This window comes from Actinomadura sp. (assembly GCF_044508335.1).
Lineage (GTDB): Bacteria > Actinomycetota > Actinomycetes > Streptosporangiales > Streptosporangiaceae > Spirillospora.
Genome location: NZ_JBIQHY010000097.1, coordinates 1 through 19,012, shown reverse-complemented (window position 1 = coordinate 19,012; position 19,012 = coordinate 1). Strand labels below are relative to the sequence as shown.

The window sequence follows — 19,012 nt, the reverse complement described above, 5'->3', positions numbered from 1 at the left end:
GGTCGTGCTCCCGGCCTCCTCGCCGGTGCCGGAACGCGGCCCGTGGGCCCCACCCTATGACGTGGCCCCCGCGCGCAGGGGGCCGCCCCACCGGACGCGCCGCGGCGTCCGGTGGCCCGATCCGGCCGGAACGTTCCAGGTGGCCGGGCGTCCGGCCAGGTGGCCGGGCGTCCTGCCGCGGAACGCCCGCCGGCCGCCGTCAGCGCTCGTAGTGCGGGTCGGCGACGACCGGGTAGTAGGCGTCGGTGTGCTGCACGCGCATCGTGACCGACGTGCCGTCGAGCGTGTAGTCGGCCTTCACCTGGCGGAACATCGAGTCGCTCGCCCACGGGTTGTAGAGCCGGCCCACGGTCGCGCCGTAGCGCAGGTGGACGACGTCGTAGCCGCCCGACGGCATCGACTCCAGGGCCAGCCCGTCGGCCAGGGACACGGCGAACCGGAACTCCGAGGGGGCGTCGGGCCCGTGGATCACCGTGAGCAGGCGCACCCCGCCGGCCGTGGTCTGCGCGACGATGTCGGTGTCGACGTCCACGCCGACGAAGACCCGCAGGCTCGGGCGCAGCACCTGCGCGACCGTGTCGGCGGCGGTGGCGTCGATGCCGAGGTGGATGCGCTGACCGTCCCGTGTCGGCACCCACACCCCGTCACGGGCCCGCTGGCCCCACGCGACGTCGGGGTTCTCCATCTCCTGCGGCTCGTTCTTGCCCCGCGCGACCAGAATCCTGGAGGCGGCGCTCATCGCCGCGGCAGCCCCGTCCCGTGCATGCCTCATGACGGGCCCCCTCGCCTTCTTTCATCACTCGCGTGGCTTCGCGCTCGTCCCGGGTCACCACGGGCAGGGAGGACCGGCGCCCCTTGCCCTGCCGCTGGTCGATTAGTGACGTTCGCCCCGTGCGTCGTTGGACCTTACACCACGCTTATCCGTGCCGGTCGGACCGGGCGGGGAACCGCCGAGCGGCCGTTCCCGGCCGCCGTCCGCGGGGCGTGACGGTGCGCGCCCGGCCCTTCACACAGCGGCTCGGACAGCGGGTCACGCGGCGGGTCACGCGGCGGGTCACGCGGCGGGTCACGCGGCGTCCCGCGGGCCGCCCGGCGACCGGGCGGCCCGCGGCGGACAGCGCACCCCTGTGCGGCCCCTGTGCGGCCCCTATAGGCCCCTGTACGACCCCCTGCGTGAGCCCCTGCGCGAGCCCCTACGCGAGGGCGGGCTCGCCGGCGGTGACGCTGACGGTCAGATCGGCGAGCACTTCGCCGAGCCGGTCCAGCGCGCTCGCGATCCACGGCAGGGACGCCGGCGCCGGGGACGCCAGCGCGGCGAGCCGCTGCTCGTCGTCCTCCCCGTAGAGCAGGCTCGGCGCGACCCGCATGCGCAGCGCCGCCGGCGCGTCCCCGAACGAGCTGCCCGGCAGGACGCCGACCCCGTAGCGCTCCAGCAGCAGGCCCGTGAGGTCGGCCGCCGTGCGGACGCCGTGGTTCTCGCGCAGCACGTCCCGCAGCGGCCCGAAGTCGGGGTAGACGTAGAAGGCCGCCTCCGGCCGCCGGAGCCGCGCGCCCGCCGCCGCGAACCGGTCGGCGACCGCGCCGGCGACCGCGGCGTGCAGCCGGCGGCTGCGGTCGATGTGCTCCACGAGCTCGGGCGGCTCGGCGAACGCGTAGGCGGCGGCGTGCTGCATCGGGGCCGGGGCGCTCGACCACAGCTCGCTCGCCACCCCGAGCAGGCTGTCGCGCAGCGCGCGGCCGAACGGCCCGTCCGGCAGCCGCGCGACGCCGATCCGCCAGCCGCCCGCCGCCAGGCTCTTGCTGAGCGCCGTGGTCACGACGGTCCGCTCCGGCGCGTACAGGGCCGGGCTCGGCACCGTCCGGCCCGGCGCGTGCACCAGGTCGCGGTAGATCTCGTCGGACAGGACGACCAGGTCGTGCTCGCGCGCGACCGCGCACAGCCGCCGGACGGTCTCCTCGGACGCCAGCGTCCCCGTCGGGTTGTCGGGCAGCGTCACCACGACCGCGCGCACGTCCCTTCCCCGCGCGCGGGACCGCACCACCGCGTCGGCGAGCAGCGCCGGGCTCGGCACCCCGCCCTCGCCCGGCGGGGTGGCGACGCGGATCGGCTCCGCGCCGGCCAGCGACGCCTGCGCCGCGTAGCTCACCCAGCTCGGCGCCGCCACGACGACGTCGCCGCCGAGGGAGGTCAGCAGCGCGAACAGCAGCGGCTTGCTGCCCGGCCCGGCGACGACCGCGGACGGGTCGGTGGGCAGCCCGCGCCGCGCCCAGTAGCCGGCCGCGGCGGCGCGCAGCGCCGCGGACCCGGCGACCGGGCCGTAGGAGCCGCGGCCGGCGGCCGACTCCAGCTCGCGGGTCAGCGCGGGATGTATGGGGATCCCGGCCTCCCCGAAGCCGAGGGGGAGCACGCGCTCGCCCTCCCTGCGCTTGCGGGCGATCGCCTCGTTCACGGCGAGCGTCGCCGACAGCGGGACCGGGCGCGGGGCGAACGACAGCGGCCGGACGGACGCGGACTCATTCTGGGCAGGCATCAATGCTCCAAAGGGCATGCTGAAATAACGGTGGGTGACCGTGGAATTCCCCGTTGCGACCCGGCCGGGCTCGCTACAACTCTTGCCCTCTGCAAGCATCATTACAAGCGAGTCTCATCGATGGTTACCGTAAGATGTTGTGATGCTTGAACTGCGTCGCCTGAGATTGCTCGCCGAATTCGCCCGCCGCGGCAGCATCGCGGCGACCGCCGCGGCCCTCGGCTACACGCCCTCGGCCGTCTCCCAGCAGCTCGCCGCGCTGGAGCGGGAGGCCCGCGTCCCGCTGCTGGACCGCACCGCCCGCAGCGCGGAGCTCACCGACGCCGGGCGCCGCCTCGCCGAGCGCGCCGAGGACATCCTGAGCCTGGTCGAGGCCGCCGAGGCGGAGCTGTCGGCGCAGGCCGACGCCCCGTCGGGGCGCATCGTGGTCACCGCCTTCCCGACCGCGGCCGTCGCCTTCGCGCCCGCGCTGGCGCGCAGCCTCGGCGAGCATCCCGATCTGACGTTCGTGCTGCGGCAGACCGTGCCCGGCGCCGGCATCCGCCAGGTGCAGAGCGGCGAGGTCGACATCGCGCTCATCGACGACTGGACGGGCAAGGTCCCCGACCAGGCGCCCGCCGCGCTGGAGTTCTTCCATCTGCGCCGCGACCCGCTCGTCCTGGTGGTGCCGGACACGCATCCGATGTCGGACCCGGCCCGCCCGGTCGACCTGGAGCGGCTGCGCGAGGAGCCGTGGATGGCCGCGCCGCCCGGCGAGCCGTCCCGGCAGGCCGTCGAGCGGCTGCTGGACACCGTGGGCGGCGCCCGCCCCGTGCCGTGGGAGTTCGAGGGGCTGCACACGATCCTCAGCCTGGTGGCCCGGGGGATCGGCATCACCGCGGTGCCCGCGCTGGCGCTCGCCGCCGGCGACCGCGGCGTGGCGGTGCGCCGCATCCCCGAGTGCACGCTGGCCCGCGAGGTGTACGCCGTCACCCGCACCGCGAGCGTGCGCAGGCCGTCGGTGGCGGTGACCCTGCGCGCCATCTACGCCGCCGCCAGGGACGTCCGGTCCGCGAGCGACGTCCCCGCGTGAGGGGCGGCGGGCGACCCCGGATAAGGCGCGAGCCGGTGGGCACCTAGAGTCGGAGTTGGAGCCGGAGGCACTGGTTCGACTCTGGCCGCATTCGGCCGCGACCCGCACTCGGAGGCCGCTCCGCCCGAACTAAGGGTGGAGCAAGCCGCACGGTGCGGATCGTTCGAAAACGGTCGGACACGTGCGGATCATCACGTACGGTGGTGCGAATCGTGAGCACATCCGAGTCCATGCATGTCGATCGGGGAGCACAGCACTCGATGGAACCCACGGCGACCGCGCCCGCGGACCCGCCCCCGGCGGCGGAGGTCCCGGCGCCCGAGGCGCAGGGCGGCCTGACCCGGGCCCCCCAGGAGCAGACCGGCCACGGGCCGGCCGGCGGCCACCACGTGTTCGAGCTGCCGCGGGTGACCGCGATGCTCGCGCACGCGCTGCCGCGCTTCCTGGAGGGCGTGATCGCCCCGGTGGCGGTGTTCTACGCCGCGCTCATGCTGCTCGGGCTGAACGGCGCGCTGGTCGCCGCCGTCGCCTGGGTCTACGGCGGGATCGTCTACCGCTACGTGCGCGGCCACCCGGTGTCGGGGATGCTGCTGCTGGCCGCGGTCGGCGTGACCGTCCGCGCGGGCCTGGCGGCGGCCACGCACAGCGCGGTCATCTACTTCCTGCAGCCGACGCTCGGCACGCTCTGCGTGAGCCTGGCGTTCCTCGCCTCGGTGCCGCTCGGGAAGCCCCTCGCGATGAAGCTCGCCAAGGACATGGCGCCGATCCCCGACGCGTTCTACAAGCACGCGCGAGTCCACCAGTTCTTCCTGCGCATCTCGCTGCTGTGGTCGGCGGTCCTGCTGGCGAACGTCGGCGTCAGCCTCTGGATGCTGTTCAACGAGTCGATCAGCATGTACCTGTGGATCCGCACCGGGATCGTCACCGGCCTCGGCGCGATCGGCATCGCGCTGTCGGTCTGGGGCTTCAAGCGCCTGGTGCGCCGCATGAACCGCGAGCCGGCCCCGTCCGCGCCCGTCCCCTCCGCGCCCGTCCCGTCCACGCCCGCCTGAGCAGCGGTTTCCCGTCGGAAACGCCCCGAACCCGAGCCCGGTTCGGGGCGTCTCTATGTGTAGGTGGATTCACCGACACGGGGTGAATTTGACGGGTTTGGGGGATTTGTGGCGATCAAGGGTCGTACGGGGGTCGTGCTGGCCGGCGGGACGGGCGCGGTGGCGCTGCTCGTGACCGGCTGCTCGATCGGCGGCGAGGGCAGGCTCGCCTCGGGCGGGTCGGACACCGCGGTGACGATCACCCCGGCCAACGGGACCGCGCAGGTCAAGCCGGACGGCACCATCGAGGTGAAGTCCTCGGGCGGCAAGCTGCAGAACGTCACGGTGCGGGGCGGGGGCGCCGCGGTCACCGGGAAGTTCGGAAAGGGCCGCAAGACGTGGCGCTCCACCCGGACGCTGACGCCCGGGACGTCCTACACGGTCACCGCGCAGGCCCGCGACGGCGGAAAGACCCGTACGGTGACGAGCTCGTTCACCACGCTCAAGCCGGCCCAGACGCTGTCCATCGTGGACGTCACCCCGAACGTCGAGGGGGAGAAGGTCGGCGTCGGGATGCCGATCTTCGTCCGCTTCGACCGCCCTGTGACCGACAAGGCGGCCGTGGAGCGGACGCTCCGCGTCACCCCGGACAAGCCGGTCGAGGGCGCCTGGCGGTGGCTGGCGCCCGACCAGGTCGTCTACCGGACCAAGACGTACTGGCAGCCGCACCAGACCGTCCGCTTCCACGCGGCGCTGGCCGGGGTGAACGCGGGCGGCGGCGTGTACGGGGCCAAGGACGCCCAGGCGACGATGGCCATCGGCGCCGAGCAGATCACCACCGGGAACATCGCCGGCCACCAGATGACCGTGACGAGGGACGGCAAGAAGCTGCGGACGATCCCGTTCAGCGCCGGCAACGGGCAGAGCCGGGAGTTCACCACCACCAGCGGCGTCCACCTGCTGATGGAGAAGGGCAACCCCGTCACGATGACCTCGCCCGGCCGCCAGGAGGGCGACCCCGGCTACTACAAGACGGTCGTCAACTACGCGGTCAGGTTCTCCAGCAGCGGCGAGTACGTCCACTCCGCGCCCTGGTCGGTCGGCTCGCAGGGGTCGGCGAACGTCAGCCACGGCTGCCTCAACGTCAGCCCGTCCAACGCCAAGTGGTACTACGACATCGCGCAGCGCGGTGACATCATCAAGCTCACCGGATCGGACCGCGAGGTCGAGTGGGACAACGGCTGGAGCTTCTGGCAGCTGCCGTTCGACGAGTGGCGCCAGGGCAGCGCCCTCCGCTAGACGGCGGCCGCCTTGCAACGCTTTGATCTCGGACACCCGCCAAAACCCCGGCTCATGGCATGATCAGCGAATTTTGCCGTTAATGTCTCTCAGGTAGACGGCGGGGTCACTGGAGGTTGCAGTGCAGCGGAGGGTTTCCGCAGGAGTTCGGGCTGGCGCGGGGATCGCGGGGGTCATGCTGCTGTTCACGGCGGGCTGCAGCGGGGGCGGTGAGAAGGACTCCGGCGTCACCGTCGGGGAGAAGGCGGACGCGAACGTCCCGCAGGTGACGATCAACCCGGGAGACGGCAACACCAAGGCCGCGCCCGAGGACGGGGTCGTCGTCACGGCCGCGGGCGGCACGCTGGAGCAGGTCACCGTGACCCTCAAGGGCAAGCCGGTGTCCGGCGAGATGGCCGCCGACAAGACCAAGTGGAAGTCGCGCACGCTGCGGCCCGGCGCCAAGTACCAGGTCACCGCGGTCGCCAAGAGCCCGCAGGGCAAGTCGGCGACGGTCAACGCCACGTTCGCGACGCGGAAAGCGGCGAACAAGCTGGAGATCATCGACGTCACGCCGAGCAAGAACGAGAAGGTCGGCGTCGGCATGCCGATCCAGGTCGTCTTCAACCGCGCGGTCTCCGACAAGAAGGCCGTGGAGAAGGCCCTGGAGGTCAAGTCCACCAAGCCCGCGACCGGCGCGTGGTTCTGGATGAACGACACCACCGTCGTCTTCCGCACCAAGAACGGCCAGTACTGGCAGCCCAACCAGAAGGTCTCGCTCCGCGCCAAGCTCGCCGGGGTGAAGTCGGGCAAGGGGACGTACGGCTACTCCGACTTCACGCGCAGCTTCCGCATCGGCGACTCCCACATCACCCACATCAGCACCAAGACCAAGAAGGCCGTCGTCAAGAAGAACGGCAAGAAGGTCCGCAGCTGGCCCATCAGCGCCGGCCGGGGCGGCCGCGTGGTCAACGGTGTCGACACCTACCTCACCACCAGCGGCATCCACCTGACGATGGGCAAGGAAAACCCGGCGGTCATGACGTCGGAGTGGATGGGCGTCGACCCCGAGGACAAGAAGAACGGCGGCTACAAGGAGGTCATCCCGTTCGCGGTGCGGATCTCCAGCACCGGCGAGTACGTCCACTCGATGGCCTCGACCGTGTGGGCGCAGGGGCGGCAGAACGTCAGCCACGGCTGCGTCAACTCCCCGCCCAAGGACGCCAAGTGGTTCTACAACTTCTCCTACCGCGGCGACCCGGTGATCATCACCGGCAGCAAGCGCAGCCTGGACTGGAACAACGGCTGGAGCTACTACGAGATGTCGTGGAGCCGGTGGGTGAAGGGCAGCGCCCTCGACCGCACCGTCTCCACCGGCTGACGCCGGAGGCCGCCGACCCGCGCACGATCGGACCTCGCACGACATTGACCCCCGGTTGGCGTTGACCGGCCCGCGATCGGGAAAAGGGCCGGGACACGGCCGTCTACGATCGGGGACCCGGTGAACGAGTCCGCGCGACCGCTGCGACCACGACCGCTGCGACTGCGCCGCCGCGTCCGGCGCGGGGCCCACCGCGCCGTGCGCCGCGCGGCCCTCTGGGCGCTGCGCCCGCTGCGCTGGCGGCGGCGCGTCCCGCCGCCCGGGGGCCGGCCGCGCGTGCGCGTCCTGCTGCAGAACGCGCACGGGACGGGCGGCACGATCCGCACGGTGCTCAACCTGTGCGGCCACCTGGCCCGCGACCACGACGTCGAGATCGTCAGCGTGCTGCGGCGGAGCCGCAGGCCGTTCTTCCCGCTGCCCTCCGGGGTCGCGGTGTCCTACGCGGACGACGGCCTCGCCCGCGGGAACCGCGCGGCCCGCGTCCTGGCCCGGCTGCCCAGCGTCCTCGTGCCGGCCGACGAGGCGTCGTTCCGGCAGGTGAGCCTCTGGACGGACGTGCGCCTCCTGCGCGCCCTCTACGGCGCGCCGGCGGACGTGCTCATCGGGACCCGGCCCTCCCTCGTCCTGCTGGCCGCCGAGCTCGGCCCCCGCGGCGTCGCGACGATCGGGCAGGACCACATGAGCCTCGGCTCCTACCGGCCCGCGCTCCGCCGGCAGGTCGTGCGCGCGTACCGGCGGCTCACCGTGCTCGCCACGCTCACCGAGGCGGCCCGCGCCGACTACGCGCGGGCGCTCGCCGGCTCCGGCGTCCGCGTCGTCCGGCTCCCGAACGCGGCGCCGCCGCTGCCCGGTCCGCCGTCCGGCCGCGAGCACGACGTCGTGCTGGCGGCCGGACGGCTCGTCCACGCGAAGGGCTTCGACCTGCTCCTGCGCGCCTTCGCGCCGATCGCCGCCGAGCATCCCGGCTGGACCCTGCGCGTCTTCGGCTCCGGGGTGCGGCGGGACCGGCTCCGCGCGCTGATCGGCGAGCTCGGCCTCACCGGCCGGGTCGAACTGCGCGGCAGGACCCCCGACCTGCCGGCCGAGATGCGGCGCGCCTCGGTCTTCGCGCTGTCCTCGCGCCGGGAGGGCATGCCGATGGTCGTGATCGAGGCGATGGGCATGGGCCTGCCGGTCGTGGCGTTCGACTGCCCGCACGGCCCCGCCGAGCTGATCACCCCGGGCGAGGACGGGCTGCTCGTCCCCGCCGGGGACGTCGACGCCCTCGCCGCGGCGCTCCGCAAGCTGATCACCGACCCGGGCCTGCGCGACCGCCTCGGCGAGCGGGCGCTGCGGGCCGCGCGCCGGCACGACATCGGCCGCATCGGCCCCCGCTGGTCCCGCCTCATCGCCTCGGCGGTGCGGGAACGCCGGGCCGGAGGGGCCGCCGGCCCGGGTCTGTAGCCGACCCAGATTCAGTGTTCGGCGGAACACGGGAATACTGGCGGTGTGAGTGAGGACTCCCGCTCCGGGGCGGAGCGCGCACGGCTCGTCCTGCCGGAGCTGAAGCTGGACGATCTGCTGGCCGAGCTGCACACCCGGCTGGAGGCGGCCCGGTCGACGCGCGACCGGGTGCACGCGCTGCTGGAGGCCGTGGTCTCGATCGGCAGCGAGCTGGATCTGGCGACGGTGCTGCGGCGGATCGTGGACGCCGCGACCACCCTGGTCGACGCCCGCTACGGCGCCCTCGGCGTCATCGGCGAGGAGGGCGAGCGGCTCGTCCGGTTCGTCACGACCGGGGTGAGCGACGAGGAGATCGAGGCGATCGGGCACTGGCCGCACGGCGACGGCATCCTCGGCCTGCTGATCCGGGAGCCGCGCGTGCTGCGGCTGCCGGACCTGACCGAGCATCCCGCCTCCTCCGGCTTCCCGCCGAACCATCCGCCGATGCGGACGTTCCTCGGCGTGCCGATCCGGGTGCGCGACGAGGTGTTCGGCAACCTGTACCTCACCGAGAAGGCCGGCGGCGGCCCCTTCGAGGAGGAGGACGAGGTCGTGGTGACCGCGCTGGCCACGGCCGCGGGCGTCGCCATCGAGAACGCCCGCCTGTACGAGGAGGCGCGGCGCCGCGAGCGGTGGCTGGAGGCGTCCGCCGAGATCTCCACCACGCTGCTGTCGGGCACCGACCCGCACGACGTCATCGACCTGGTCGCCCGCCGCGCCCGCGAGATCGCCGACGCGCGGGTGAGCAGCGTGACGCTGGTCGACGAGGCGGCCGGGGAGGCCGTGCTGGAGGCGGCCGACGGCGAGGGGGCCCACCACCTGCGCGGCAAGCGGCTCCCGCTGGAGCGGTCGGTGTCGGGCCGGGTGTTCGCCGACGGGGCGCCGCTGCGGCTGGCCGACGGCGCCGCGGCGGTGCGGGAGGCCGGCGCGCCGACCGGACTGCCGGTCGGGCCGCTGCTGGTGGTGCCGCTCGGCACCGGCGCGTCCGCGCGCGGCGCGATCACCGTCATCAACCCGCCGGGCGGCGCGCTGTTCTCCGAGGGGACGCAGCGGCTGCTGGAGGCGTTCGCCGGGCAGGCGGCGGTCGCGCTGGAGCTGGCCGACCGGCGCCGCGACACCGAGCGGCTCGCGCTGCTGGAGGATCGCGACCGCATCGCCAAGGACCTGCACGACACCGTCATCCAGCGGCTGTTCGCGACAGCGATGACGCTGATGGCCGCCATCAAGATCACCCAGAAGGCGGAGGTCGCGACGCGGGTGCAGCGCGCGGTGGACGACCTGGACGACACGATCCGGCAGATCCGCTCCACCATCTTCGCGCTGCAGGCGCCGCCGGACGAGAAGTCGCTGCGCAGCCGGGTCCACAAGCTGATCGACGACGCCGCCGAGCGGCTCGGGTTCGCGCCGTCCGTGCGGCTCGCCGGGCTGCTGGACACCGCCGTCGACGAGGCGATCGGCGAGCAGCTGCTCGCGGTCCTCCAGGAGGCGCTGTCGAACGTCGCCCGGCACGCCCGCGCCTCCGAGGCGGCGGTGGTCATCGACGTCGGCGAGGACCTCACGCTGCGGGTCGAGGACGACGGCGTCGGCATCCCCGAGGGCGGCCGCCGCAGCGGCCTGCGCAACATGCGCGAGCGGGCCGAGGACCGCGGCGGCTCGTTCGGCACGCGTCCCCGGCCCGGCGGCGGCACGATCCTGGTGTGGCGCGTCCCGCTGAAGGACGCGTAGCGGTCGCGGCGGTCAGCCCCGTTCGAGCAGGCCGCGGATGTAGGCGGCCTGGCCCGCGTGCTGCAGGTCGTCGGAGAGCACGCTGATCAGCCGGACGCCGAGGGTGACCGGCGGGTCCCACGAGCGGTCGACGATGCGCTCCAGGTCGGGGTCGGTCACCGTGGACACGTACTTCACGGTCCGGTCGTGGACGGCGTCGTAGTAGCCCGTCAGCAGGCCGGACGACTCGACCCGGACCGAGGCGACCTCCTCGGAGGTGTGCCCGTACCCGGTGTCGGCCGGGTCGAGCGGCAGCCCGAACCGGTCGGCCCACCCGTCCTCGGTCCACGCCTGCGCGGTGCCGGCGACATCGGCGACGTGGTCGTCCTGGATGCGGGTGAGGTGCCAGATGAGCCACGCGATGGAGTTGGCGCCCTCGGCGGGCCGGTAGGCGAGTTGCCGTGCGGTGAGCCCGCCGGCCGCCGCGTGGACGACCCCCTGGACCCTGCCGAACCCGTCGGTGAGCAGTTGCGCACTGGTCATTGCAATGACGCTACCCGGATCGGGCCGCGTCTTTCAGCCCCGGCGCCGCATCGCCGGCGGCGGGCGTCCGGAACGGCAGGCGGACGGTCACGGTGAGGCCGCCGCCCGGCCGCGGGGACGCCGTCACCGTGCCGCCGTGCGCCGTCGCGGTCGCCCGCACGATCGACAGCCCGAGCCCGGCGCCGCGGTCGGACCGCACCCGGTCGTTGCCGAGCCGCCGGAACGGCTCGAAGATCGTCTCGACCTCGTAGCCGGGGACGACCGGTCCGGTGTTGGCGACGGCGATCTCGGCCCACCCGTCCCGGCCGCGCGTGGTGACCGACAGGCCGCCGCCGTCGTGGTTGTGCCGGATCGCGTTCTCCACGAGGTTCTGCACCAGCCGCTCCACCAGCACCGGATCGCCGGACGTTGGCGCCGGGCCGAGCCGCCGGTCGGTGGTCACGCCCCGCGCCCGCGCCTCGGGCCCGGCCTGCTCCAGGACGTGCCCGGCGACGTCCGCGAGGTCGAGCGGCGCCGCGTCCGCCACCGCGTTCTCGGTGCCGGCGAGGGTGAGCAGCCCGTCGATCAGCCGCTCGTGCCGGCCGTTCACCACCAGCAGCGACTCGCCGAGCCGCTTGACGTCGTCGGTGGCGTCCGGGCGGCGCACCGCCACGTCGATGAGCGTCCGGTTGATGGCGAGCGGGGTGCGCAGCTCGTGCGAGGCGTTCGCGACGAACCGCCGCTGCCCGTCGAACGCCCGGGCGAGCCGGCCGAGCATGGTGTCGAAGGTGTCGGCCAGCTCCTTGACGTCGTCGCGCGGCCCCTCGTAGGCGATCCGCTCGGTGAGGTCGTGGCTGCGCGCCACCCGCCGCGCCGTGTCGGTGATCGCGTGGACCGGGCGCAGCGCCCGGTCGGCGAGCAGCCAGCCGAACCCGAGCCCGGCCGCGCCGACCAGCCCGAGCGCGATGCCGCCCTGCGTCAGCAGCGCGTTCAGCGTCTCCCGCTGGTAGTCCTCGCGCCCGGCGACCAGCACCCGCTGGACGTCGGCCCGCGACGGCTCGCCGGGGACCGCGACGACCCGCGACGAGCCCGCGGGGGCCTCGGTCCCGGCGGTGAACAGCCGGTCGGGGGGCTCGGCCTGCCGCTGGAGGTTGTTCTGCACCAGCAGGTACGTCAGGCCCAGCAGGACGATCCCCGTGCCCACGAACAGGCCGGTGTACAGCAGGGTCAGCCGCATCCGGATCGTCGGCCGCAGCCGCTCGGCGAGCCTCGTCATGGGATCCGGTACCCCGCTCCCGGGACGGTCTCGATGACCGGGGGATCGCCGAGCTTGCGGCGCAGCTTCATCAGCGTCACCCGGACGGTGTTGGTGAACGGGTCGGTGTGCTCGTCCCACACCTTCTCCAGCAGCCGCTCGGCGGACACGACCGCCCCGTCCGCGCGCAGCAGCTCGGCGAGCAGCCCGAACTCCTTGCGCGCCAGGTGGACGTACCGGCCGTCCCGGTACACCTCCCGGCGGGACGGGTCGAGCCGGATCCCGGCGCGCTCCAGCGCCGGCGGCGCCGCCGGGCGGGAGCGCCGCCCGAGCGCCTGGACCCGCGCCACCAGCTCCTCGAACGCGAACGGCTTGGTGAGGTAGTCGTCGGCGCCGAGCCGTAGCCCGTCGACCCGCGCCGGGACGGTGACGGCGGCGGTGAGCATCAGCACCCGGACGAGCGCCCCGGACTCCACGACCGCGCGGCACACGTCGTCGCCGTGCACCACCGGGAGGTCGCGGTCCAGGACCAGCACGTCGTAGTCGTTCACGCCGAGGCGCTCGAGCGCGGCGTCCCCGTCGTAGACCACGTCCACGGCGAGGGCCTCGCCCCGCAGCCCCTCGGCGATCGAATCGGCGAGCATCCGCTCGTCCTCGGCGATCAGTACCCGCACGTCCGCCGTCCCCTGTCCAGCTCCGTCTGCCTGCCGGCCCAGCTTGGGGGACGGGGCGTAACGCGGGCATAACGCGATCCGGTTACGCCGGGGTTACCGGTGCGGCGCTGGACTTGCGGTCGCCGCCGGCGGACCGGCCGGCGGAACCGACCAGGGAGACCGACCCATGCGACGACAGACGCTCGCGGCGCTGGCCCTCGTCCCCGCCCTCGCCTTCGGGCTGCAGGCGTGCGGCGGCGACGGCGGCGCCGGGGCGGGCGGCACCGCCAAGGCCGCCGGTGACGACGAGAAGCTGCGCGAGTTCGCCCGGTGCATGCGCCGGAACGGGGTGGACATGCCCGACCCGAAGGGCGGGCGGGTGGAGATCCGCGCGTCGGCCCGGCCCGGCGCCTCCGGCGGCCCGAAGGAGAGCAGGGAGGTCGAGGCGGCGCAGAAGAAGTGCGCGCACCTGATGCCGAACGGCGGCAAGCCGAGGAAGCCCAAGCCGGAGGAGGTCGCCAAGCTGCGCGCGTTCTCCAAGTGCATGCGCGACCACGGCATCGGCGAGTTCCCCGACCCCAAGCCCGACGGCGGGCTGGTGCTCAAGGCCGGTCCCGGGACCGGCATCGACCCGGACAGTGCGGCCTACAAGGCCGCGCAGAAGGCGTGCGGCCGGTTCCAGCCGGGCGGGATGGGCCTGACCAGCAGGAAGGACGAGGACTAGTGGCCAGGGCGCGCACCGTCGTCCTCGGCGCCGCCGGGGCGGTCGTGGTCGGCGGCGCCGGCCTCGCGACCGCCGGCCTCGGCGGGGGCGGCGAGCCGGCCGCCGCGCGCAGCGCGCTGCCGCCGGCGACCGCGACGGTCGAGCGGACGACCCTCGTCGAGACCAAGGACGTGGACGGGACGCTCGGCTACGGCAGCACGCGCACCGTCACCGGTGCCGGGCGCGGCACCCTCACCTGGCTGCCCGCACCCGGGAGCGTGATCTCCCGCGGCCGCCCGGTGTACCGGGTCGACGACGAGCCCGTGCCGCTGCTGTACGGGAGGCTGCCGCTGTACCGGACCCTCTCCCCGGGGAAGGAGGGCGCCGACGTCGAGCAGCTCGAACGGAACCTGCGCGCCCTGGGCTACGCCGGGTTCACCGTGGACGACGCCTACAGCGCGGCCACCGCAGCGGCGGTGAAGCGCTGGCAGAGCGACCTCGGCGTCGCGCAGACCGGCCGGATCGCGCCGGGCGCGGCCGTCGTCGCGCCCGGCCGGATCAGGGTGGCCGAGCGCAAGGCCGGTGTCGGCGACCGGGTCGGCGGACCCGTCCTCACCTGCACCGGCACGAGCCGCGTGGTGAGCGTCGACCTCGACGTGCAGTACCGGCGGCTGGTCAGGAAGGGCGCCGGGGTGAAGGTCGAGCTGCCGTCCGGCGACACGGTGAAGGGCGAGGTCGCCTCGGTCGGGAAGGTCGCCGAGGAGGGCAAGGAGGGCGAGCCGGCGACCGTCGAGGTGGAGATCTCCGTCGGGTCGCAGAAGTCGCTCGGCTCCTACGACAAGGCGCCCGTCACGGTGAGCCTCACCGCGAACCGGCACCGCGGCGTCCTCTCCGTGCCGATCGGCGCGCTGCTCGCCCGGAGCGACGGCGGCTACGCCGTCCAGGTGGTCGAGAACGGGCGGGTCCGCACGGTGCCCGTGGAGACCGGCGTCTTCACCGGCGGCCGCGTCGAGATCTCCGGATCCGGCGTGAAGGAGGGCATGAGGGTGGGGGTGCCCTCATGAGCCCGGTGGTGGAGCTCCGCGAGGTCACCAAGACCTACCCCGGCGGGGTGACCGCGCTGGACGGCGTGTCGCTGGCGGTGGAGGAGGGGGAGCTCGTCGCGATCGTCGGGCCGTCCGGGTCCGGGAAGTCGACGATGCTGCATCTGCTCGGCACGCTGGACCGGCCGAGCGCCGGCACCGTCCTCGTCGAGGGCACGGACGTGTCGGGGCTGCCGGACCGGCGCCTGTCGGCGCTGCGCGCCCGCCGGATCGGGTTCGTCTTCCAGCAGTTCCACCTCGCCTCCGGCGTCAGCGCGCTCGACAACGTCGCGGACGGGCTGCTCTACGCGGGCGTGCCGCTCGCGCAGCGGCGCCGCCGCGCCCGCCGCGCGCTGGAACGGGTCGGGCTCGGGCACCGCCTCGGCCACCGGCCGCACCAGCTGTCCGGCGGCGAGCGGCAGCGGGTGGCGATCGCCCGCGCGGCCGTCGGCGAGCCCGCGCTGCTGCTGGCGGACGAGCCGACCGGCGCGCTGGACTCGGCGTCGGGCGCGGGGGTCCTGGACCTGCTGCGCGAGCTGTCCGGCGGCGGCACGACCGTGGTGCTGATCACGCATGACCGGGACATCGCCACGCTGCTGCCCCGCCAGGTGCTGATGCGCGACGGCCGCGTCGTCCGCGACGGCGCACGAGCGGAGGCCGCGCCGTGAACCCCGAGACCCCGCCCCGGCTCGGCCCCGGGGACGTGCTCCGCGTCGGCGCCGCCGGCCTTCGGTCCCGCCCCATGCGGGTGTTCCTGTCCGCGCTCGGCATCGCGATCGGGATCGCCGCGATGATCGGCGTGGTCGGCATCTCCACGTCCAGCCGCGCCCAGCTCCAGGCCACCCTCGACCGGCTCGGCACCAACCTCCTCACGGTCGGGCCCGGCCGGGACTTCTTCGGCGCGGACGCGAAACTGCCCGAGGCGTCGGTGGGCATGGTGGCACGGATGCCGGACGTCGAGTCGGCGTCGGCGACCGGGAAGCTGGACGACGTCAGCGTCTACCGCAACGACCACATCCCGAAGGGGGAGACCGGCGGCATCGCCGTGCTCGCGGCCCGCCTCGACCTGCCGCGGACGGTGGGCCTCAAGACGGCCGCCGGCACGTGGCTCAACGCGGGCACGGCGAAGTACCCGGCCGTGGTGCTCGGCGCGGAGACGGCCGACCGCCTCGGCGTGGCGGCGCCGAACGTCCAGGTGTGGCTCGGGTCGCAGTGGTTCACCGTCGTCGGCATCCTCGAACCGAACGAGCTGGTGCCGGAGGCGGACTCCGCCGCCTTCGTCGGCTGGGACGCCGCCGTCGCCCGCCTCGGCTTCGACGGCCACCCCACGACCATCTACACCCGCGCCCGCGAGGACGCGGTGGAGAAGGTGCGGAACCTGCTCGCCGCGACCGCCGACCCGCAGGCCCCGACCGAGGTCGAGGTGAGCCGCCCGTCCGACGCGCTCGCCGCCCGGAACGCCACCGACCGGGCGTTCACCGGCCTGCTCCTCGGCCTCGGCGGCGTCGCGCTGCTGGTCGGCGGCGTCGGGGTCGCCAACACGATGGTGATCTCCGTGCTGGAGCGCCGCGCGGAGATCGGCCTGCGCCGCTCCCTCGGCGCGACCCGCGGGCAGATCCGCCTGCAGTTCCTCACCGAGTCGCAGCTGCTGGCCGGGCTCGGCGGCGTCGGCGGCGTGGCGCTCGGCATCGTCGTCACCGCGGTCTTCGCGGTGACGCAGGGCTGGCCGACCGTCGTCCCGGTCTGGGCGATGGCGGGCGGCGTCCTCGCCACCCTGGTCATCGGCGCCGTCGCGGGCCTGTACCCGGCCGTCCGCGCGGCGCGCCTCGCCCCGACCGAGGCCCTGGCCGCGCCGTAGTCACAGGAAGTCGCTGATCTGCGCGAGCCAGCGCGTGTAGTAGACGCCGGCCAGGCCGTCGGGGAGGAGGCGGGTGACGAACGAGGGCAGCCGGTTGATGTCCTCCCGGCCGGCGTGCCGGGCGACGATGCCCGCCCCGCGCGAGCGTTTCCGCTCGTACTCGCGCAGGGCGGCGGGCACGTCGCCCGGCACCTCCCTCAGCACGGCCGCGAGCATCCACGCGTCCTCCAGGGCCTGGTTGGCGCCCTGCGCCCGGGTCGGTGGCATCGAGTGCGCCGAGTCGCCGGCGAGGGTGACGCGCCTGCTTCCCCACGTCTTCGGGACGCGGTGGCGGTAGTGCGGGAAGAGCTCCACGTCGCTCTCCCGCAGGGCCGCCAGGACCTCCGGCACGGGTGCGCACCAGTGCCCGAACCGCCGCCGGATCTCACCGAGCGGCTCGGTGAGCGGCGGATCGTCCGGCGACCAGGGCATGTCGAACCACCACTGCAGCAGCCCCTCCCCGGCGGGCATCAGCCCGCAGCTCCCGGCCCTGCCGGTGATCATCAGCCCGGTGCGCGAAGAGACCACGTCGATCGGGATGGGGCCGAGCCCCTGCCACGTGCCCCAGCCGCTCGGCTCGGCCGGATCCCCGCCCCACAGGTGGTCGCGGACGACCGACCGCCGCCCGTCGGCCCCGACCAGCAGGTCCGCCTCGGCGGTCGACCCGTCCGCGAACTTGGCCCGCACCGTCTCACCGCCCTGGAAGACGCCGGTGCACGCGCGGCCGAACTCGATGACGCCGTCCGGCAGGGCGTCCGCGAGCCGTTCCAGCAGGCGCCTGCGCGGCAGGCAGACGTGCGGATGCCCGTGGACCCGCGCGGCCCGCCCGACGTCGATGGCGACCAGCCGCCGCCCGCCCTCGTCCCGCTGCTCCAGGACGTCGATCGGGGCGCCGGCGCCCTCCAGCGACACCCCGAGATCGCGCAGGATCCCGGTCTCGTTGCTCCACAGCGTCACGGCCGCGCCGCCGGTGCGCAGCCCGTCCGCCGCCTCGGCGACGACCACCTCGTGCCCGTCCGCGCGCAGGGCCACGGCCGCGGCCAGACCCCCGATCCCCGCACCGATGACCAGTGCCCGCACAGCGCCTCCTCAGCTCGTTATCACTACGATGTTAGTACTAACCTCCTAGTGGTAACGTGGCGGGGTGCCCCCACCGCAGAACCTGGAGCGCCGCCGCGCCCTCGCCGACGCCGCGATCGAGGTGCTGGGCCGCTCGGGGATCCACGGCCTGAGCCACCGCTCGGTGGACGAACGAGCGGGCCTCCCACCGGGGACCGCGTCCAATTACTTCCGCAGCCGGGACGCTCTACTCCAGGCCGCCGCCGACCGCGTGATCGAACTGCACAAGCAGGACATGGCGGCCGCGGCGAACGGAACCTCGCCCCCGATCGACCGCGACATGCTCGTCGAACTGATCGCCCTGTCCCTCCACCACGCGGCCACGGAGCAACGCGTCCGCTACCTGGCGATCTACGAACTGACCCTGGAGGCGACCCGCCGCCCCCACCTGCACGAGGCCCTGGCGCAGCTAGCGGAACCCACCCTCGACTTCACCGTCCAGATGCACCGCGACCTGGGCCTCGAAACTTCCCGGGAAAGGGTCCGGACGCTGATCACCCTCTACGGCGCGGCCCTTTTCGCCCTGGTGACACGCCCACCCGAAACACTCACCCTAGAAGAAGCCAGAACCCTGACCAGGGCCATGGTGGACGGCACCCTGACCTGACCATCAGAGCCCCAAAAGCCGAAACGAACCACAAAAGCGGCGTGAGAATCGCCCACCTCGCACCACAACACAAAAGACGCCCAAACAACCGCGGACGCCTCTCTCAGACGAGGACCAACAAACCCCTCGAACCAGCCCGAGCAGCAACATCGACCGAAGCGCCCACACCGGACAGGCATGCGGAAGCCGCTCCAGCGCCCACACGACCACAGACGCCTTTGGATGAGCGCAATTTCAGACCCTCATGGCTGGCCCCGAGCCATGGCACAGAAGCCGAAGCGACGCCCACGGGCATGCCCGCGACGCCCACGGAGTTCCAGGGAGGCGCCCCCTGAGCAAACCCGGCCACGGGCAGGCACACGCAGGGCGCTGCACACGCAGGGCGCTCCAGGCGCCCACACAACTGCGGACGCCTTTGGATGAGCGCAGTTCACACTCTCTCGGACCAGCCCCGAGCCGTGGCGCAGACCGAAGCGACCGCCACGGGCAGGCACGCGGAGGGCGCTCTAGCGCCCGGAGCGGGCATGCCCGGCGACGCAGGCGACCGCAGCGACCCCGCACACGCCCGTCACAGGCACGACAGACCGCAACAAAGGAGCGAGGATCGCCTGCGTCGCTAACGGGGGTCCCAGGGGGTCGCCCCCCTGGGCCAACAGCGCCTTACCTCACTCCGTACAGGTGTTCCAGCGCCAGCT

Annotated in this window: 17 protein-coding genes; 11 read left to right on the top strand and 6 right to left on the bottom strand. The window is 73.9% G+C overall.

Going from position 1 to position 19,012, the window contains the following annotated elements; genetic code table 11:
- Positions 1-199: 199 nt before the first annotated feature.
- Both ACIWVC_RS26150 and ACIWVC_RS26145 read right to left on the bottom strand, forming a co-directional pair.
- Positions 200-772: a hypothetical protein gene (locus ACIWVC_RS26150; protein WP_396450645.1), complete on the bottom strand. Its 573-nt coding sequence runs from the start codon at positions 770-772 to the stop codon at positions 200-202.
- Between the two features lie 421 nt (positions 773-1,193).
- Complete coding sequence (locus ACIWVC_RS26145; RefSeq protein WP_396450646.1) at positions 1,194-2,531, bottom strand: pyridoxal phosphate-dependent aminotransferase; 1,338 nt, start codon at positions 2,529-2,531, stop codon at positions 1,194-1,196.
- A 142-nt stretch (positions 2,532-2,673) separates the two neighbouring features.
- Between ACIWVC_RS26145 and ACIWVC_RS26140 the strand changes: the two genes are divergently transcribed.
- The 6 genes from ACIWVC_RS26140 to ACIWVC_RS26115 all read left to right on the top strand — a co-directional run bounded on the left by ACIWVC_RS26140 (position 2,674) and on the right by ACIWVC_RS26115 (position 10,500).
- Entirely contained in the window at positions 2,674-3,603 is a 930-nt protein-coding gene (locus ACIWVC_RS26140; protein ID WP_396450648.1) for a LysR family transcriptional regulator, read from the top strand.
- A 260-nt stretch (positions 3,604-3,863) separates the two neighbouring features.
- On the top strand, positions 3,864-4,655 hold the full coding sequence (locus ACIWVC_RS26135) for a VC0807 family protein (RefSeq protein WP_396454688.1): 792 nt from the start codon (positions 3,864-3,866) through the stop codon (positions 4,653-4,655).
- Between the two features lie 108 nt (positions 4,656-4,763).
- Positions 4,764-5,933 (top strand): Ig-like domain-containing protein, encoded by a 1,170-nt coding sequence (locus ACIWVC_RS26130; RefSeq protein ID WP_396454687.1) that lies wholly within the window; start codon positions 4,764-4,766, stop codon positions 5,931-5,933.
- A gap of 175 nt (positions 5,934-6,108) precedes the next feature.
- Positions 6,109-7,293 carry an Ig-like domain-containing protein gene (locus ACIWVC_RS26125; protein ID WP_396450654.1) on the top strand — a complete coding sequence of 395 codons (1,185 nt, stop codon included), beginning with the start codon at positions 6,109-6,111 and terminating at the stop codon, positions 7,291-7,293.
- A gap of 120 nt (positions 7,294-7,413) precedes the next feature.
- The gene (locus tag ACIWVC_RS26120; protein ID WP_396450655.1) at positions 7,414-8,736 is read left to right on the top strand and encodes a glycosyltransferase family 4 protein; all 1,323 of its coding nucleotides are present in this window, start codon (positions 7,414-7,416) and stop codon (positions 8,734-8,736) included.
- 45 nt (positions 8,737-8,781) lie between these two features.
- Complete coding sequence (locus tag ACIWVC_RS26115) at positions 8,782-10,500, top strand: GAF domain-containing protein (protein ID WP_396450656.1); 1,719 nt, start codon at positions 8,782-8,784, stop codon at positions 10,498-10,500.
- A gap of 12 nt (positions 10,501-10,512) precedes the next feature.
- Here ACIWVC_RS26115 and ACIWVC_RS26110 read toward each other — a convergent pair whose 3' ends face one another.
- From ACIWVC_RS26110 to ACIWVC_RS26100, 3 genes are read right to left on the bottom strand one after another with little or no spacing between them, the layout of a single operon-like run.
- Positions 10,513-11,022, bottom strand: coding sequence for a DUF664 domain-containing protein (locus ACIWVC_RS26110; RefSeq protein ID WP_396450658.1), 510 nt, complete (start codon positions 11,020-11,022; stop codon positions 10,513-10,515).
- Between the two features lie 10 nt (positions 11,023-11,032).
- A complete protein-coding gene (locus ACIWVC_RS26105; protein WP_396450660.1) occupies positions 11,033-12,277 on the bottom strand; it encodes a sensor histidine kinase in 1,245 nt (414 codons plus the stop codon).
- The gene (locus ACIWVC_RS26100) at positions 12,274-12,930 is read right to left on the bottom strand and encodes a response regulator transcription factor (protein WP_396450662.1); all 657 of its coding nucleotides are present in this window, start codon (positions 12,928-12,930) and stop codon (positions 12,274-12,276) included. The genes ACIWVC_RS26105 and ACIWVC_RS26100 overlap by 4 nt, the downstream gene beginning before the upstream one ends.
- Positions 12,931-13,096: 166 nt before the next feature.
- Between ACIWVC_RS26100 and ACIWVC_RS26095 the strand changes: the two genes are divergently transcribed.
- The 4 genes from ACIWVC_RS26095 to ACIWVC_RS26080 are packed head-to-tail and all read left to right on the top strand — an operon-like array spanning position 13,097 to position 16,552.
- Positions 13,097-13,633, top strand: a complete 537-nt coding sequence (locus ACIWVC_RS26095) for a hypothetical protein (protein ID WP_396450664.1) — start codon at positions 13,097-13,099, stop codon at positions 13,631-13,633.
- Positions 13,633-14,676: a peptidoglycan-binding protein gene (locus ACIWVC_RS26090; RefSeq protein ID WP_396450666.1), complete on the top strand. Its 1,044-nt coding sequence runs from the start codon at positions 13,633-13,635 to the stop codon at positions 14,674-14,676. The genes ACIWVC_RS26095 and ACIWVC_RS26090 overlap by 1 nt, the downstream gene beginning before the upstream one ends.
- The gene (locus ACIWVC_RS26085) at positions 14,673-15,362 is read left to right on the top strand and encodes an ABC transporter ATP-binding protein (protein ID WP_396450668.1); all 690 of its coding nucleotides are present in this window, start codon (positions 14,673-14,675) and stop codon (positions 15,360-15,362) included. The genes ACIWVC_RS26090 and ACIWVC_RS26085 overlap by 4 nt, the downstream gene beginning before the upstream one ends.
- Positions 15,359-16,552: an ABC transporter permease gene (locus tag ACIWVC_RS26080; protein ID WP_396450670.1), complete on the top strand. Its 1,194-nt coding sequence runs from the start codon at positions 15,359-15,361 to the stop codon at positions 16,550-16,552. Before ACIWVC_RS26085 ends, ACIWVC_RS26080 begins: the two co-directional genes overlap by 4 nt.
- Here the strand turns inward: ACIWVC_RS26080 and ACIWVC_RS26075 are convergent, their stop codons facing one another.
- The gene (locus ACIWVC_RS26075) at positions 16,553-17,671 is read right to left on the bottom strand and encodes an FAD-dependent oxidoreductase (RefSeq protein ID WP_396450672.1); all 1,119 of its coding nucleotides are present in this window, start codon (positions 17,669-17,671) and stop codon (positions 16,553-16,555) included.
- Between the two features lie 64 nt (positions 17,672-17,735).
- On the opposite strand from ACIWVC_RS26075, the gene ACIWVC_RS26070 reads away from it, so the two are divergent.
- Positions 17,736-18,317, top strand: coding sequence for a TetR/AcrR family transcriptional regulator (locus tag ACIWVC_RS26070; protein ID WP_396450674.1), 582 nt, complete (start codon positions 17,736-17,738; stop codon positions 18,315-18,317).
- Positions 18,318-19,012: the final 695 nt, after the last annotated feature.